The 16183-nt window shown below is 62.5% G+C and carries 14 protein-coding genes and 1 pseudogene; 3 read left to right on the forward strand and 12 right to left on the reverse strand.

The window, feature by feature from the left end:
* Position 1 precedes the first annotated feature (1 nt).
* Positions 2 to 1552 carry an RICIN domain-containing protein gene (locus tag JF616_11980; protein MBW8888466.1) on the reverse strand — a complete coding sequence of 517 codons (1551 nt, stop codon included), beginning with the start codon at positions 1550 to 1552 and terminating at the stop codon, positions 2 to 4.
* Between the two features lie 333 nt (positions 1553 to 1885).
* Between JF616_11980 and JF616_11985 the strand changes: the two genes are divergently transcribed.
* The gene (locus JF616_11985) at positions 1886 to 2665 is read left to right on the forward strand and encodes a hypothetical protein (protein ID MBW8888467.1); all 780 of its coding nucleotides are present in this window, start codon (positions 1886 to 1888) and stop codon (positions 2663 to 2665) included.
* 64 nt (positions 2666 to 2729) lie between these two features.
* On the opposite strand, the gene JF616_11990 is transcribed toward JF616_11985, so the two are convergent.
* The 7 genes and pseudogenes from JF616_11990 to JF616_12020 form a co-directional block, all read right to left on the reverse strand.
* Entirely contained in the window at positions 2730 to 3392 is a 663-nt protein-coding gene (locus tag JF616_11990; GenBank protein MBW8888468.1) for a hypothetical protein, read from the reverse strand.
* A 2-nt stretch (positions 3393 to 3394) separates the two neighbouring features.
* Positions 3395 to 4066 carry a hypothetical protein gene (locus JF616_11995; protein MBW8888469.1) on the reverse strand — a complete coding sequence of 224 codons (672 nt, stop codon included), beginning with the start codon at positions 4064 to 4066 and terminating at the stop codon, positions 3395 to 3397.
* Position 4067: 1 nt separating this feature from the next.
* Positions 4068 to 6965 carry a peptidoglycan-binding protein gene (locus tag JF616_12000; protein MBW8888470.1) on the reverse strand — a complete coding sequence of 966 codons (2898 nt, stop codon included), beginning with the start codon at positions 6963 to 6965 and terminating at the stop codon, positions 4068 to 4070.
* Positions 6962 to 7528, reverse strand: a complete 567-nt coding sequence (locus tag JF616_12005; protein ID MBW8888471.1) for a hypothetical protein — start codon at positions 7526 to 7528, stop codon at positions 6962 to 6964. Before JF616_12005 ends, JF616_12000 begins: the two co-directional genes overlap by 4 nt.
* Positions 7529 to 7655: 127 nt before the next feature.
* Positions 7656 to 10358, reverse strand: coding sequence for a valine--tRNA ligase (locus JF616_12010; GenBank protein ID MBW8888472.1), 2703 nt, complete (start codon positions 10356 to 10358; stop codon positions 7656 to 7658).
* 403 nt (positions 10359 to 10761) lie between these two features.
* Positions 10762 to 11616: a hypothetical protein gene (locus JF616_12015; protein MBW8888473.1), complete on the reverse strand. Its 855-nt coding sequence runs from the start codon at positions 11614 to 11616 to the stop codon at positions 10762 to 10764.
* Positions 11610 to 11933: pseudogene (locus tag JF616_12020) on the reverse strand (YdeI/OmpD-associated family protein). The gene JF616_12015 and the pseudogene JF616_12020 overlap by 7 nt, the downstream one beginning before the upstream one ends.
* Before the next feature lie 130 nt (positions 11934 to 12063).
* Here JF616_12020 and JF616_12025 point away from each other — a divergent pair.
* Complete coding sequence (locus tag JF616_12025) at positions 12064 to 12849, forward strand: sulfite exporter TauE/SafE family protein (GenBank protein MBW8888474.1); 786 nt, start codon at positions 12064 to 12066, stop codon at positions 12847 to 12849.
* A 54-nt stretch (positions 12850 to 12903) separates the two neighbouring features.
* On the opposite strand, the gene JF616_12030 is transcribed toward JF616_12025, so the two are convergent.
* From JF616_12030 to JF616_12040, 3 genes are all read right to left on the reverse strand, one after another.
* Positions 12904 to 13587 carry a DUF4166 domain-containing protein gene (locus JF616_12030; protein MBW8888475.1) on the reverse strand — a complete coding sequence of 228 codons (684 nt, stop codon included), beginning with the start codon at positions 13585 to 13587 and terminating at the stop codon, positions 12904 to 12906.
* Complete coding sequence (locus tag JF616_12035; GenBank protein MBW8888476.1) at positions 13584 to 14489, reverse strand: DoxX-like family protein; 906 nt, start codon at positions 14487 to 14489, stop codon at positions 13584 to 13586. The genes JF616_12030 and JF616_12035 overlap by 4 nt, the downstream gene beginning before the upstream one ends.
* A gap of 89 nt (positions 14490 to 14578) precedes the next feature.
* Positions 14579 to 15064, reverse strand: coding sequence for a choice-of-anchor N protein (locus JF616_12040; GenBank protein ID MBW8888477.1), 486 nt, complete (start codon positions 15062 to 15064; stop codon positions 14579 to 14581).
* A gap of 226 nt (positions 15065 to 15290) precedes the next feature.
* Between JF616_12040 and JF616_12045 the strand changes: the two genes are divergently transcribed.
* A complete protein-coding gene (locus JF616_12045) occupies positions 15291 to 15848 on the forward strand; it encodes a hypothetical protein (protein ID MBW8888478.1) in 558 nt (185 codons plus the stop codon).
* Between the two features lie 30 nt (positions 15849 to 15878).
* Here JF616_12045 and JF616_12050 read toward each other — a convergent pair.
* The coding region (locus JF616_12050) for a 4-alpha-glucanotransferase (protein MBW8888479.1) at positions 15879 to 16183 on the reverse strand (305 nt) is incomplete at its 5' end.

The raw sequence follows: 16183 nt of genomic DNA on the forward strand, positions 1-16183 counted from the left end.
CTCAGATAGGCCAGTTGTTACGGGCCAAGTACAAGACCTGGTTGGTGGGATTGTTCAGGGAGGCGCATGGCTTGAGGACGACATTGGCCGGAGTGCCGCTGCCGTTGAGATCGAGGCATTGCCCGTTGGCTACGTTCTTCAATTGGAATACCGACTGGCCCGTGGCGGCGCCGATGAAGGTCCACTTGTATTCGTTCCCGGTCCCGCAGGCATTGACCCGCACGTTGGAGGTCGAACCGTCGCGGTAGGCGCATTCCGTGCCCCCGTCCGGGTTCCCGTTCCGCAGCCGGAAGACGCCCGACCCGACGGCTTCCATCCACCAGTGGGTCGCAGCCTGATCGCCGGGGGCATAGGCGGCTTGCAATTGGGGGTTCGTCCCCGAAGGGCGGTTCAGGATGGCGGCGTCTCCTCCTCGCGAAAAGAAAACGTTGTTGTAGGTGTACAGCCCGAAGGTCTGGCCGAACACCAAGGTGGAACCGATGGTTTGCCCGGAGCCCCCGGTGCCGACGCCCTTACTGCGCACGATGAAGCCTTTCGTGGTTCCGTTCAAGGGGATGAGATCGGCGAGGTAACGGGCGCCCGAATTCGTGGTGGGGGTATAGCCGCCCACGCCCGAGCTAACCCAGGAAGGGCTGACGTTATAGGCCGCGGTGCCGTACCCGGTGGTCGCCGCCGCGGTGATTTCCTTGATCATGGGGTAGGTGAAGCAACGGCCGCCCCACTGGGAAGGGCAGGACTCGACCCCGATCGCGTACGATTTAAGAGGTTCGTTCTGGGCCGGGTTGCTTCTGGCCCGCGCGCTGGCCTTCCAGGCCCTTTCCCCCGCGCTGTCTACCGCTCGCGATTCCACCAGGTATCCATCGGTGGCGGCGGTGATGCTATTACCCACATTGTAGTTGAGGATATCCGCGCCTCCGCCTATCAGGAAATAGTCGGAAGGAAACCAGTTTTCCGGAGTCTCGACGGAGTAATTGGCGGGAGGATTGACGGATGCCGTCACGTTGTCGGTGCCAATCGTGGTCACAGGCGTGAAGGTATTTCCGTTTGCGTCGACAAGCTGCATTTCGACGATATAGGCTTGTAATTGATGGGTCGCGCCGGAAGCCCGGACGACCCAGGTCGATTTGTCATCGGTCCCGAGGCGCGCTGGCGTATGGCCCGCCGGGCCCGTGCAACCGAAGGAGTTGGCGGTCGTGAAGAAGTTCGGGCTTGGGAAGGACGCTTGCAGCATGGCGCCGGGGGTGTTTTCACCCATGATGTCGCCGCCGCCCCCGATGCGCACCCAGCCCTCATCGGCGGTGCAATAAGCGCAATTGGTGGTAGCCGAGCCGGTGAAACCGCAGTACTTCACCCGGATGTGGATTTTCGCGCTCCCATCGATGAGGTCCGTGTTTGTAATGGAAGCCGCGGTGGCGAGGCTGTTCTTGTTATCGGCCGAAGCGCCGGTTTGGTCGGTGACCTGGCAGCCGGACAGCAGGCCGCCGGCCAACAAGGAGCCGAAAAGGGCGATGCGGCTGGCGCGTCTCCCGGAAAAAATCGAAGCGTGCAACATTGGCGTGTCTCCCTGGGAAGTTCTGGGCCGGCGTTGCGGAATGCAGCCGCCGCGGCAATCCGCCTTGAATAGCGGGGCGCCGTGCATAGGATGCGGGACGCCCCGGATTTGTTCCAGGACGGGAAATTCATACTAATCTCCCGTTCCTCCATTTCCAGACCCTCGCGTAGGATTGGCTGATAACCCGGGAGTTCCCCGCCGAATTCATAACCTGCAAGGTACGTACCATTTGTGTTACCTTTCGCCGGACTTCGATCCCCACCGCCGGGCTTACTTGTTGCCGCCCGCGAACGTCGAATACCCATCCCCCCGAACCTGAACCGCGGAGAAACCATGGCGCGCGCTACCGAAATCCATTCCCACGAAGTCTTCAAGCTGGGCAAGGCCGACGCGAAGCGGGATGATCGCAACCTCCTGTTCGCGACCCTGCTACGCGCGCCCGCCAAGCTTCCGGACGAATACGACTTCGATCTCCGGCATACCGGCATCCCCATGCCCATGTTCGCGAACGACAAGTACGGCTGCTGCGTGATCGCGGGGCGGGCGCATCAGACCTTGCGCTTCGAATTGCTCGAAGCCAAGAGCAAGCTGGCCATCACCGATAAGCAGGTGCTGGCCGAATATCTCAAGGAAAGCGGCGGGAAGGATTCGGGTTTGGTGGTGCTGGATTCGCTGAAAGCCTGGCGCAGCCATGGCTGGAAGGCGGCCGGTAGCACCTATAAGATCCAGGCCTTTTCCGAAGTCGCGCCCAAGCAGCACAACCTCGTGAAGCAGGCCGTCTACATGGACGTAGGCGTGGGGTTGGGCCTGAGCCTCCCCGTATCCGCCCAGGCCCAGATGCAGTCGGGCAAACCCTGGGATGTCGTTGGCGGCAAGAACGGCGCGCGCGGATCCTGGGGCGGCCACTACGTATTCGTGCCCGGTTACACCAAGAAGGGCCCGGTCTGCGTAACCTGGGGCGCCAAGCGGCAAATGACCTGGGCCTTCTTCGACAAGTATTGCGACGAAGCCTATGCCATCATCGATGCCGTGGATACGGCCAAGAAGAAAGCGGCTCTGGATACGGCCAAGTTGAAGGCCTTCCTCGCGGGGCTGAAGAAAAAGAAGAAGTAGGCGTTTCGAAGCCGAACCAGGCCGAAGCAACCGGCCATAGGTAACTCAGGTGTTACGGGAGGCGCTACGGAGGGCCGCCGCGGCCCCGATCCTTCTCTCCCGATTCCCACGGCAGCCGCGCCGCCGAAGACGGTACCTGGGCGAAGAAGACTTCCAGGGAATCGCCCCGGCCGGGGCCGGTAAAACGCAGGGCGGCCCGATCCGAAAGCTGATCCGTACCGCTGCGCCAGGAAAGCCCCAGGCTCCCGATGGCCTTACGGGTAAGCCCGTGACGTAAGGTGAAAGATACCGGTATCCCGCGCGCGCCTTCGGGTTGGCGGTAGGCGATCGATCCCCGGAAGGGGGCGGCGGGCCAAAAATCGACGTCGCGCCGGAAGAAGGTGAACCACAGGGCGGCCACGCGGGGGGCGCTGTCCGGGAAGGGATACCGCATGGTGGCGACGATGCCCAGGCTATCCCACACCGCCATGCCCCCGGCCCTATCGATCCTGCGCGACGGCGGCCCCAGCCGCCGCGTCCATTCGGAAAGCGGTCCTCCCAGGCGCGCGCCTTCGCCGTTGACGATGAGGCTGTCGCCGAGCATGCGGATTTCCAGGGCCTTCGGGGCCGGCGCGGCCGCGCCGGCAGGGGAACCTGCGGAAGCGCCTGCGGATGGAAAAGCCAGCGCGATCAAACCGATCAAACCCGTCAAGCCGGCCGCCAAGGACCGGGACGCGCGCGAGCCCATGCTTAACGCCATTCCGGGTACCCGGAAGCGGAGATTTCCATCTCCTCGAAGTAGAACGCGCAAGGGTCGCCTTTGCCCGCGCGCGGGAGCGGGATATGGCCGAAGTAGCGCACCCGCCCGGTGCGGGCCGAATCGGATTCGGAGCAGCGCAGGGGCGCCGTGAGCCAGACCTGGAATCCATCCGGGGCCGGCAGGGCCATGTCCCCGAAAGCGAGATCGCGCCCGGGGCGGTCGGCGAAAGTCCCCCGCGGGGCCACGGCCTTTTGAACCTCGCGATAGCGGGGCATGGATCCCAGGGCCACGCCCATCAGCCCCACGGCGCATCGATCCAGCCTGATGCGGAGATTAGCGGCATAGGCCCTGCCGTCGGGCGTGCCGATGGCGGACAACTCCAGTCCGACGGAGTCCCAAGCGTAAACGGGACCCGTTCCGTTATCGCGCTTGCGGTCGGGCGTTCCCAGGACGGCCAGCCAGGTCTCGGCGCGATCGAAGAAGCGCAAGGGTTTCCCGCGGAAGCGGAGGATGTTTCCGTCGATTTCGAGATCCATGCGCCCGGGAGCCGCCGGGGAGGCCGCCGCGCGCGGGGCTTCCGCCGCGAAGGACGTTTTCGCCATGGACAAGCATAGGCAAGCGGCCATCGGCCCGAGCAGAGCGAACCGGCGGAGCGGGCGCATATCAGGCCGTTTCCAACTTCATCAGTACCATGATGCGATCCGCATTGGTATCGTCCTGGGCGTACATATCCTTCGCCGTCTTGAAGGCTTCGGCGTGCTCCTCCTTGGCTTGCCGCAGGAAGCGGGCCACCGAGTTGGCCCGGTTCAATTGCAGGATCACGGCGGGATGGGTGTCGCCGAAGGCTTTGATCTTCGCGAGGATGGGGGACGCCGCGGTGCTCGCGACCACGTCGATGTCGTTGGGGTGCACGAAGAATTGCTTCATCAAGGCGATCACGTCGTCGGGCGACTTGACGCCGTTCCATGCGTCCCGCATGACGGCGCCTATCTGCTTCACGGCTTCGCGGGCGCATTGGGCGGCGATGGCGTGCAAGGGGTGGTCGTCGTGGTCCTTGGCCAGCATGCTATGCGAGGGGGCCGTTTGGGTGGGATCGTTAACCACCGCCTTTTCGTATTGATCGACGCGCGTCACTTGCGCGCGCATCATGGAACCCAGCACCGCGCTCAGCTTGTCGAGCAAAGGCGCGGTGGTGCGGCAGAGGAGCTCCGTGAACTCCGGGTATTTGGCTTCCAGCTTCTTCACCCGCGCGAACAGGCTTTCCAAAGCCTTGCCGCCGTCATCCGTCAAGAGTTTGACGAGCTCGATCCCTACCACCGATTTCTTGCTGAACACCCCCGCCTCGCAAACGGTCTTCTCTTGCAGGCTCTCGCCGATGGCGCTCACCGCGCTCACCACGGTATCCACGCTGCCGAAGGTCCCGGTGACCATGGGGAAACGCGTATCGGGCTTGCCGTTACGTATCACCGTGAGTTGCGTGCGCTCGCCGACCCAGGGGAAAACCGAGGTATGCCCGAGGCGGATCAGGGACAGCTCCACGAAGTTGCTGTGGGCGTAGAGATCCTCGCACGTGTGCAGGCCCTGTCCGAACAAGCGACGGCCTTCGGGATTGAATCCTTGCTTAAGCGCGTCGCGGAAACTCTTCTCGGCGAATTCGATGGCGGTCGCGTAGCCGGGCCCCGGCGTCGCGATGTAGTTCTTGAGGCCCGTCGCGGGATCGATGGCGATCTCGTTGGGCGGGACGGGTCCGTGGAAAAGCGGATCGATGGCGGCGCCATTGGTGATCCCCAGCGGGTTGTCGATATGCTCCTGGGCCCGATATACGCCGCAATTCGCAACGGTCACGTGGAAGACCCCGGCTTCGTGCACGCCGGGGGCAGCGGTGGAATCGAATTCGGACTTGGCCATGAGATCGAGGTAGTTGGTCATGACCTGGCGGGCTTGTTTGCCCTTGTGGACCACGGGGTTCTCGAAGGCCTGCAGCCAGATCGGATCCAGGAATTGCGAATAGTCGCGCAGCCAATTGCCGAAATAGATCTGATCGCGGATGCGCGTGGCCGGATCGTTGCTGAAGAAGACGGGATCGGCATCGCCCAAGCCGTCTTCGATGCTCTGGTGCCCGTAGGAGTCGTTCGGGAATTGCTTATTCTTCGGGCCCCGCCCCGCCGAGAAGAACTCGACGGTTTCGCGTTTGGCTTCGATCTGCTGCTGCGGGTCGTTCACGTATTGCTCGGCCGCGTCCTTGAAGTCGTCGTAGCTGATCTTCAATTCCGTCTCGACGCCAGCCTGGTTCAGGGTGGCAAAAACGAATTCGCTTTCTTCGAGATGGGTGACGGCCGTAATGGCGTAGGCGAATAACCCGCCTTCTTCCCCGGGGGCGTCCCCGCCCACGCCGGAATAATGCTTCCGCAGCAGGTTATCCACGTGGTGGCCGAATTCATGCATCAGCAAGGCGCAGAGTTTCCCGCACGAGGCGTCGTCATCCGGCGCCGCCAGGGCCAGCTCCTCCGCCATGCCGATCATGCGGGTCGCGTTGTCGTAGCCGCTATCTTCGCCGTCGATCCCGCCCGGGACCAACTGCACGTCGGGCGGATCCAACTTGCGGCCTTTCAGATCCTGGTAGAGCTTGCGGTAGGCCTCGACGGGCACATCCGATCCGAAAGACACCGTTCCCCAGGCGGCGAAGGCGTCTTCCTCCATGTTGTCGGTGAGCAATTCGAAGCGCTCCAGCGCATAGCGCGAAGTCAACCCCGCCACCGCGGAGTCCTGGCCCAGCACCACGTCGATGTTATGGGTCACCTGCTTGAGCCACTCGGGATAATCCGTGGCGTCCTTCCCCGAGGTCTTGCCCGCGGGCGCAGGCGTAATGGGCCCGTCGAAGAAGAAGATCTCCACCCGGCGGTTGTCCGGATCGCGCTTGCCGTCCTGCGTGCCGTCCACGGGGAAATTCTCGCCGCATCCATGGGTCGTGAGCGTGGTGCCTTGGGGCAGGGAGGTGTCGTCCAGCCCCATGTAGGCCTTGACCAGCGCCTTCCGCGTCTCCGGGCCGGCGATGCCGTCGACCGTGAGGCCGTTGTCGGTTTGGAAATCCCGGATGGCCTGTTTGGTGGCGGAATCCATGACCCCGGTGGGCTTGCCCTTAAAGAAGAACGGGCCTCCCTCGGGCAGGGCGGAGAGCATGGCCTGCACTTCCCGCAGGCCCCATTTCTTCTCCGCCGCCGGGTTGTCGAAGAACTTAAGCCAAGCGTCCGCGTCATCGGTGAGGAAGGCGGCCACGGCCGCGGCGCGTTCCAGCGAAAGGGCGAGATTGTAATCGTCCTTGCCGGAGGTATCCGTATGCCCAACCACCAGCAAGTTGCTCTTGGGGTGCTGATCGTAAAGGGACTTGATCTCCTTGATGCCGTGCATGGCCGAAGGCAGCAGGAAGCATTTATTCAAATCGAAGAACATGCCCACCAGGCGGACCCGGCGCGTGGCCAGCAAGGTGATGACGTGGGTGTCGTCCACCTTGAAGGCAAGGCCTTCGGAGAGCTCGCCGAAGGTGAGGCGATGTTTCGTCATGCGGTCGCCCCGGACTTGTTCTCATGGGCCTGTTCGGGGATGATCTTGAGCTTCGCCTCGCCGCTTTTCGTGTTATCCATCAAGCGAATCCAGCCATCGGAATCGCTCTTACCCTGGGTGGTGGTTCCGTCCGGCAGGGCCACCTCATAGGCGATCCCGGCCAAGCTTCCGCCGTCGATATCGAGAAGCCGGAATTGGATCGGGAGCTTCTTCTTCTTTTCGGGAGAGCCGAGGTTCACCGCATCGCCGGCCTCGTCTTCGGTTTCCAAGACCTCGTTCTTTTCGCCCACCGGCCGATGGACCTTGAGCGCCTGCAACGGGCGCCGCTCCACCCCGGTATGCACGAAATACCGTAAGCCGTCGTAAGGGAAAGCGCCATCGCTGCGGAAAAAGCGGCTGTCCGGCCGGAGCCATTCGGCGGCTTCGATGCTGTGCAGGCGATGCACCACCGCCACCCGCCGATACAGGCAGGCGCCCAAGGCCTCGCTGCGGTCCACCGGAAGCCACCGGACCCGATCGCGGGTGATGTCCCAGGGCTCAGGGGAAAAGAGGCTCTCGTTCACGCATGCTCCAGCCCGCCGGAAATCCCGGAAGGGAACCGGAGTAATTTAACTCTGAGACGGGGAGACCGTACTCCCGACACGGGACCTACGTGAGCGCCATCACAAACCGCCGGATGGAGATCGGTTCCTATCCCAAGTCGGACAGGGCTTCCTTCAGCTTCGCCAGGCGGTCCTTCTGGGTTTGCAGCTTGGCGCGTTCGCCTTCCACCACTTCGGCCGGGGCGCTTTTCACGAAGCCCTCGTTGGCGAGCTTCTTTTCCTGCGCGGCCAAGAAGCCTTCCGCCTTTCCCAGTTCCTTGGTCAGGCGCACTTTTTCCTGGGCCGGATCGAGAATGCCTTCCAGGGGGATGAACACGCGGCCGCCGGGCACCAGACCCGAGGCCGAGAAGGCGGGCTTGGCCGCATTGGCTTCCGCCTTTTTCAGCACCACCTTGTCCAGGTTGCCGAGGATATCGCCGTGGGCGGCGAGCAGATTCTTCAAGGCGGGATCGTCGCAGCTAAAGATGAGATCGGTCGCTTGCGAGGGCGGGATGGTGTACTCGCCCCGGATGGAACGCACCGTTTCCGTGATGCGCAGCAAGGTCTCCATGGCCTTGAGGTCCTGGACGGAACCGGCGCCGGGCGTACCCGCCGTCGGCCACTTCGCGGTGATAAGGAGATCCTGGATGCCGATGGCTTGCCGTATTTCCTCGGTGAGGAAGGGCATGAAGGGATGCAACAGGGTGATCAGCTTTTCCAACACCGTAGCGAACACGGATACCGCCACCTGCTTTTCCCGGCTCGCCTCCGCCGAGGTGATGGTCTTCTTGCGGATCTCCAGGTAGTTGGAGCAGAAATCGTCCCAGGTGAAGCGGTACAGGGCCTGGGCCGCCTCCGAGAAGCGCAGACCCGACGAACCGTCCGCTCCGCGGGGTTCCAGGCTTTCGGTCACGGCCTTGATGGTCTCGTCCAGCCGCGCCAGGATCCAGCGATCCGCCAGATGCAACTCGGAGGTAGCGGCGGAGATACGCTTTCCGTCCGTCCCCAGGGCGGCGCTAAGATGCGGGTGCACGAAGCGCACCGCGTTCCACAGCTTGTTGGCGAAGTTCCGGCCGGTTTCGAATTTCACCGGCGACAACTTGATGTCCTGCCCCTCGGTCGTGAGGATCATCAGCGCGAAGCGCACCGCGTCGGCGCCGTACTTGGCGATCATGTCGAGGGGATCGATGCCGTTGCCTTTCGACTTCGACATGCGCTGGCCCTTCTCGTCCAAGATGGTCCCGTTGATGAACACGGTATGGAAAGGCGTTTTCCCCAGGAACTTCAGGCCGGAGAAGATCATGCGCGCCACCCAGAAGTAGATGATGCCGCGATCGGTCACCAGCACGTCGGTGGGATAATGCGTCGCCAACTCCGGCGTCTTGTCCGGCCAGCCTAATGTGCTGAAGGGCCACAGGGCGCTGGAGAACCAGGTGTCCAGAACGTCCTCTTCCTGCGCGAGCTTGGCGTCTTTGCCGTACTTGGCATCGGCCAGGGCTTGCGCCGCGGCCGCGTCGCGGGCCACCACGAAAGGCGTCTCCTGGCGCTTCGCGCCATCGGTCTCGCTGACCACGTACCAGGCGGGGATCTGATGGCCCCACCACAATTGGCGCGAGATGCACCAGTCCTTGAAAGGCTCCAGCCAATCGCGATAGGTCTTCACGTAGCGCCCGGGGATGAAGCGCGTCTCGTCCTTGGCCACGGTTTCCAGGGCGGGCTCGGCCAGCGGCTTCATGTTCACGAACCATTGATCGAGCAGGTAGGGCTCCACCACGTCGTCGGAGCGGTAGCAACGCGGCAGTTGGATGACCCGATCTTCCACGCCCGCCAAAAGGCCCGCGGCCTCCAGGTCGGCTACGATGGCCTTGCGCGCGTCGAAGCGCTTCATCCCCTGGTACTTGCCCGCCTGATGGTTCAGGGTGGCGTCCAGGTTCATGGCGATGATGGGCGTGAGGTTGTGGCGCTTGCCCACCTCGTAATCGTTGAAGTCATGGGCGGGCGTAATCTTCACCGCTCCGGTTCCCTTGGTGGGATCGGCATGCTCGTCGGCGATGATGGGGATGGTCCGTTCGGTGCCGGGCAGCTTCACCCGTTTGCCGATGAGATGCTTGTAACGCTCGTCTTCCGCATTCACGGCCACGGCCACGTCGCCGAACATGGTCTCCGGCCGCGTGGTGGACACGGTGATCGATTGCGAGGGATCGTCCGCGAGGGGATAGCGGATGGACCAGAAATGGCCCGCCGATTCCTTGTTCTCCACCTCTTCGTCGGCCAAGGCGGTTTGCAGCGCCGGGCACCAGTTGATCAGGCGCGTGCCCCGGTAGATGAGGCCGTCCTCGTACAGGCGCACGAACACTTCGCGCACCGCCTTGGACAATCCTTCGTCCATGGTGAAGCGTAAGCGGGACCAGTCGCAGGAGCTGCCTAAGCGCTTCAGCTGGTTGACGATGCGATCGCCGTATTCGTTTTTCCATTCCCACACCTTGGCCACGAAGGCCTCGCGACCGAGCTGATGGCGGGTCACCCCTTGCTTAGCCAATTGCTTTTCCACCACCGACTGGGTGGCGATTCCGGCATGGTCCGTGCCCGGCTGCCACAGCACTCGGTAGCCCTGCAAGCGCTTGAAGCGGGTCAGCACGTCCTGCAAGGTGTTGTTGAGGGCATGCCCCATATGCAGGGCTCCCGTCACGTTGGGCGGCGGGATGACGATGGTGAAGGGCTTACCGGATCCCTGCGGCTTGAAAGCGCCGGCATCCGTCCAGGTGCGGTACCATTTTTCTTCAATGTCCTGGGGGGAGTAGCGGCTATCCATGGCTGTCTCTTCGGGGATGTGTAGTTCCCAATATAATTACGATGCCTTGGATGGCGGGTCGAGGTGGGTCCCGGGCGGTCCGGGGCGGAGTGCCGGCTCGGAGGGTCGCTTTCGGAATTGCGGTCCTTCCGCGGTCCGGGGAAGCGGGACGCCCGCGCATTTGAAGAGCGCGGGCTTTCTGATAGGATATCAATCCGCGTCCCCGGACCGCGACGCGCCCCAACTCGCCGGCCCGCCGTCCCGGTCCGCCCGTGTCCCGCCATGCACCGCTAGCACGGCACCGCTTGTATTGGGTAATGCCGCTGGTGCGCGGTGGGTTCCGCCATGGAAAGACGGCGTTTGGGTGAATCGCCCGGCTTGGACGATTCGCCGCTGCAGCCCGACTTCGAGTCGGGATTCCGCCTTATTGGGGGGTGATTTTGATGTTGTCGATGGCGAACCCCTCCGATGGCGTCCCGGAGCGAAAATCGAGTTCGGTTAAGTTCGTGCCCCCGGCCAGAATGATTCTTCTGTCTCCTTGGTCGAAAATTATGTGAGGCCAATGGATCCAACTTCCATTCGAGCGCCGTCCATATAAACTAACGACGCCGTCCGTCCCATAATAAGAGTTCGCGGTAAAGATATTGTTGATGCCGTCCTCGGGCAGCGTCACGACGAGAGCCATGTTAGGGTCGTCCCACTCGGATTTAGACGCATAGCGGGGAAAAAACTCCGCATCGTCTTGATTAGTGCAATTGTCGTCGGTCCCATGTCCCATTTTTCCGTAGGAGCCGACGCACATATCCGGTTTCTCGCCAATCAGGGTATACCGGTCGCCTACGCTTGGGGTTACCAGCGCATAGAAGGGGAAACATGGTTGGATATACCAGGGCGAGCTCGCAAAGCGCTGATAAGCATGGTCCTCCATGTGGGACAATCCCTTGGGGGAATCGAAATCGATCACGCAGGCGAGGTTGGACGCGGTTTTCGCGGCAGGTTTGGATTCAATATTCAGTTCGGATGCGGGCTGCGCCTGGGATTGGGGGCCGCGCGTTTTCAGGAAAGCCGCCAACTCTTCACCTTGGAGCACTTGTGCTTCGACCACGGTGTCACTCTTCGGATTCGGCGCCGCCTGTTCCGACTGGGCGGCACCGCGGGGCTGTTCGCCGCGGGAACTGGGATCGACGCTTTGGTTGCACGCGGACAGTCCGGCTGCCAATAGCGCAAGCCCGGAGAATCCGAGGGAACAAATCAAACGACCGTCTTTGTGTTTCAGCATAGCTTCTCCTTGTCCGATTCCAGCGAAACCGGCTTGAGGTTGAGGAAGGGCGCCCTTTTGATCTTTGAATTCTTGCGTGAGGCCCGAAATTGGGATGCGCCGCCGCGCCCACTTGTTTCAGGATAAATCGTCTCCCCGCGCTTGAGCATCTCCACGAACGCCGCGATTTTCTTTTTCCTTCCGGCTTCCGTCTTCATGTAGTGCACCCCGAAAGCCAGCGCGAACCGGTTCTGGGCGTTGAGTTTGGCCAGCATCGCCTTGGCCTTAGGCGAAGCATCGATGGCGGCCTGGAGATCGTCGGGAATCCCCATTTCCTTGCTGCCGCCCGGGAAACGCGGCCGGCCACCCCTGCCTCCCGCGACCGGTTTTTGATAGCTTTACGGCTCCCCCACCAAGGACTGCATGGCCACCTCCATCCAACAGGGCGTTTCCGGATTTTTGGCCCACATGTCCTATGTCTACGTCCTGGCAGGCTTGTTCGTCGGGTTCATCGTGGGGATGACGGGCGTGGGCGGCGGCAGCCTCATGACCCCGATCCTGCTCCACTTCGGCATCGTGCCCGTCAACGCTGTCGGGACCGATCTGCTTTACGCGGCCATCACCAAGGCCAACGGCGTTTTGGTCCACCAGAAAAAGAAGAACGTGGATTGGTCCATCACCATGCGGCTCGCCTGCGGCAGCATTCCCGCCGCCGTGCTGACCCTGATCGCCTTCCGGCTGATGCAATCCCACGGCCCCGCCCGCGCCACCAACGCGGTCATCACCTATTCGCTGGGCATCGCGCTGCTTATCACTTCGGTCGCCATCATATGCAAGCAACCCCTGCTCAATTGGAGCCACCGCAACGACGTGTTCCTGACGCGCATGACCGAATCGCAACGGCATGTCGCGACGGTCATCATCGGTTTCGTCTTGGGAATCATCGTCTCCATTACTTCCATCGGAGCCGGGGCCTTGGGAACCATGGCCTTGTTCCTGGTCTTCCCGCTTCTGCCTACCTCCAAGCTGGTCGGGACCGAAATCGCCCACGCCGTTCCCTTGACCCTCATCGCGGGACTCGGCCACGCCAGCGCGGGCAATGTGGATTTCATGCTGCTCGGCAACCTGCTGGTGGGCTCCCTGCCCGGTATCTGGCTGGGAAGCCATGCCGCGGGGGCGGTGCCGGAAAAGGTCCTGCGCCCGATCCTCGCGGCCATGCTGGTATACGCCGGCCTCAAACTGCTCCTGAAGTAATCGACCGCGGCCGCGCCTTGGCGGATCTCCTCCCGTCCAAGGCGCCTTGCGCCGTTACTCCCGCCGTTCTTCACGTACCGGTTTTACGTCGGCGGGGATTTCCGACGCGGAAGCGACCGGGCGGTATTCCACGTCGAACGATCCGCGATACCCGAATAGGCGTCCCCAAAACCGGTTGCTCACTTCTACGGAGATGCGGAAGCGGCCCTGGGACTCATCGAACCATTCGCATACTTCGGCCCGGCCGGAGAAAAGCATGGGAAACCGGAAGCCCAGGAAACCTTCGTAGAACCGCTGCTCTCCGGAAACCAAGCGCAGCCCGCCGTTAGGCGCGACGGACAAGCCTATGTCCACGGCCAGATGCTGATGGGTGCCCAGGTAATCGACGATGCGCGCGCGCGCGGGGCTGTAGATCATCGTCGCATCGAAGCGGCGGCGTTTACCGGGGAATTCGTATTTCCTCACCCACGTGACGGTCTCCCTGCCGAAGCCGTCCGTATAGGCGTAGTTTTCGATGGTGAAGGGAACGTTTCGCCCCTGCTGGGGGAACATGATGTTGCGCCACGCGCCGACGTACAGGAACGGCACGGTGTAGACGGGTCCGAGCCAAACTTCTTCCATGACCCCCTTCCCGATGGACGCGATCCCATCCGCGCTGCGGAATCCGAACCGCTCCTGGATGTTTGGATGCAGCTTGGCGAAATCGGGCCCCATGGCCTGCGCATAGATGGATCTCATGGAACCTGCCGGGTTTTGCAATTGGAGGCTTTGGGAACGGCCGGGATGTGGATCAACGCCACCGCCGAAAGCGCCATCAAGGCCAGGTTGAACGTCAGGGGATTGAAGGGCCGGAGGAAGCTGCCGGGATCGCAGAGCAAGGCCCCCGCGCCCAGCACGGGCAATGCGAGCAGGCTCAGCCAATGGGTCCGGCGGTCCTGTAGGAAGAGAACGGCCGCGCCGAAGAATACTTCCGCGCAGCCCAATACGTTGAGCGCATCCGCTTCATGTCCCGGGAACAATCCCGCTTGCGCCAACATCCGGAACTCCCCTGTGTGCTTGAAAAGCAGCTTAGGGAACAAGCCTTGATAGATCCAAACCGATCCGAGCGTCAGCGACGTGATGGATACCGTTAGCTGCGAGATGAGGGCTTGGCGCGGATGAATCCCCTTTTCGATCCAATTCTTGAGACGGTCGAAGCTCCAGGCGGTGGCCCGGACCATCAGGGGCCGGAATACCCAACGGTCGAAGACGGCGCCGGCGAACCCCCAGCGCGTACGGTAATCATATCCGGTCCAGAAGCGGATGCCCGTCCCTTCCGGCGCGTATTTCCAGTAACCGGATCCTTCCCGGATCAGCGATAGAGGGTTCTCTGAACCGAATTTCAGCACGGACGTGCTTTCGCCTTTCCCGGTGGTGCGTGCCGCCACGCTTTCCCCCACGCCCTCCACGGCCAGGCCGAAACCGATTCGGGTCGCGTAGCGGAACCGTTGGGGTTCCTCCGGGGAGCTTTTCGGCAAGTAGTGGATTTCCGAGAACCGCAAGTCCCAGAGTTGATGTTGGGACGGGTCTTGGGTGCGCTCCCACAGGACGTCGAACGCGCATTTGATCCGGGTCTCGATATACAGGGGATGGCGTTTCACGGGAATCTTCCCCGAAAGGTATTTAAAAAAGCCCCTGCGGCTTTCCCCGCAGAGGCTTTCGCATCTCCGATGCCGTGGACCGATCCGGTTCAGGCCTTGCGGCGGCGGGCGAGCAAGGGAATGGCGCAGAGGGCGAGGCCCATCAGGCCCAAGGTGCCAGGTTCGGGAACGGAGGGCGGGACGAATTCCGCGTCGTGGGAATAGGGGGCGAATTGGCCGACGTCCAGATCCCCGCCGCGAGCGACTTCGTCATAGAGGTCGAAGTGCAGGCCGGCGCCGCCCGTCATGCCGGATACATCCAGATGGAAGGTCTGGGCGAACAGGGTGCCCGGGGCCGTCGTGCCGTCCGCGGCGTTGTAGGCGGCTACGGTCTGGGCCGGATCGAAGGCGAAGGCGTATTCGTAGAAGTAGGTGGGATAAATGTTGTGCGCCGCGAGATCGCCCGGATCGAAGGACTGATCGGCCTCGAGCGGCGGAGCGCCATAGACCATATCCGCCCGCTGCAGAACGGGCAATGCCCGGGCAGCCCCCGAGGCCAGGGCGATTGCGGTAATAAAGGCTGATATCGTTCGCATTATTTCTCCCGAAACTTTCCGCCAAGGAAGTAGCAACGGTAAGTGCAAATAGGATGCCAGGAACCTAGCGCGTTTTTCCGATAATCCTATTTCCCCTTTTGGGAATTTGCGTAAGATTATCCGATGGAAAGCATTCCCCCTTGGACCTCCGCGCTTTGATACGCCGGGATTTCGGGGGTGGATCCACGCGAAGAATTTGAGGAGATTACCGACAGGAGGTCCGCTTATGCACGATGCGATCGACTTTCCCGTAGAAGAATCCGGAACGGAAAAATGGGTGCCGGACAAGGTCGCGCGCAAAGCGCGTCGGCTGTCTAAGCGCCAAGCCCACCAGGCTGAACGGGCCCGCATCCGCGAGAACCTGCAAGCCGGCCTCAAGGACCCGGAAGTCTTCCTCGATCTGGAAAGCCGATCCAAGAACATCCGCCGCTTGTTGGCGAGCGGCAAGGCGGAACGGCGGGCCCTCCTGGAAACCCAGAAACGCAAGGCCCGCGCCGAACTCGCCAATACCCGCGATCTCGATACCTTCCTGGCCAAGTCCAGCCGGTCGCGCACGCTCTATTCCATGGTGGCGTTGGCGTACTTCCGCCATGTGCTCCGTTCCGATGAGTACCGGGAGGATCACCGCTACAAGGAAGCCATCCGGCGGGCCCTGGAAGAACCCGGCCTGGCGAAGTCCATCCATAAGCGCTGGGGGAATTTCGATCGCCAGTTCCCGGGGCAACGGGAATGGGAGAGGGCGGCTCCGGAAGCGGCTGGGGTAACTTCGGGGTTAACCGTTTGATCGGTAATCCGGGCCCAGGTAACTCCTAAGTTACCTGGGGCGGGGGCCCCGCGCCAAAGCCGCCGCCAGGGCCATCGCCTCGGGATCCTTTTCCAGCTCTTCCAACATCTTCGGCAGCGGCAGCCGCCAATTCGGCCGCTCCCGGATTGTGCCCGGCAGGTTGGGGCGGAGGGTTACGCCCAAGGCATCTTCCAGGGAAGCGGCCACCAGCAAGGCGGGGGAACGGGCCAACAGGCGGTGGACGGCCAAGGCCGCCCCTTCCAGGGAAGACCCTTCCGCGAGTCCCGTCCAGGAGCGCAGACGATCGGAAGCGGCCTGGCTGGCCAAAGGATCGG

The sequence above is a fragment of the Fibrobacterota bacterium genome (assembly GCA_019509785.1).
Taxonomy (GTDB): domain Bacteria; phylum Fibrobacterota; class Fibrobacteria; order UBA11236; family UBA11236; genus Chersky-265.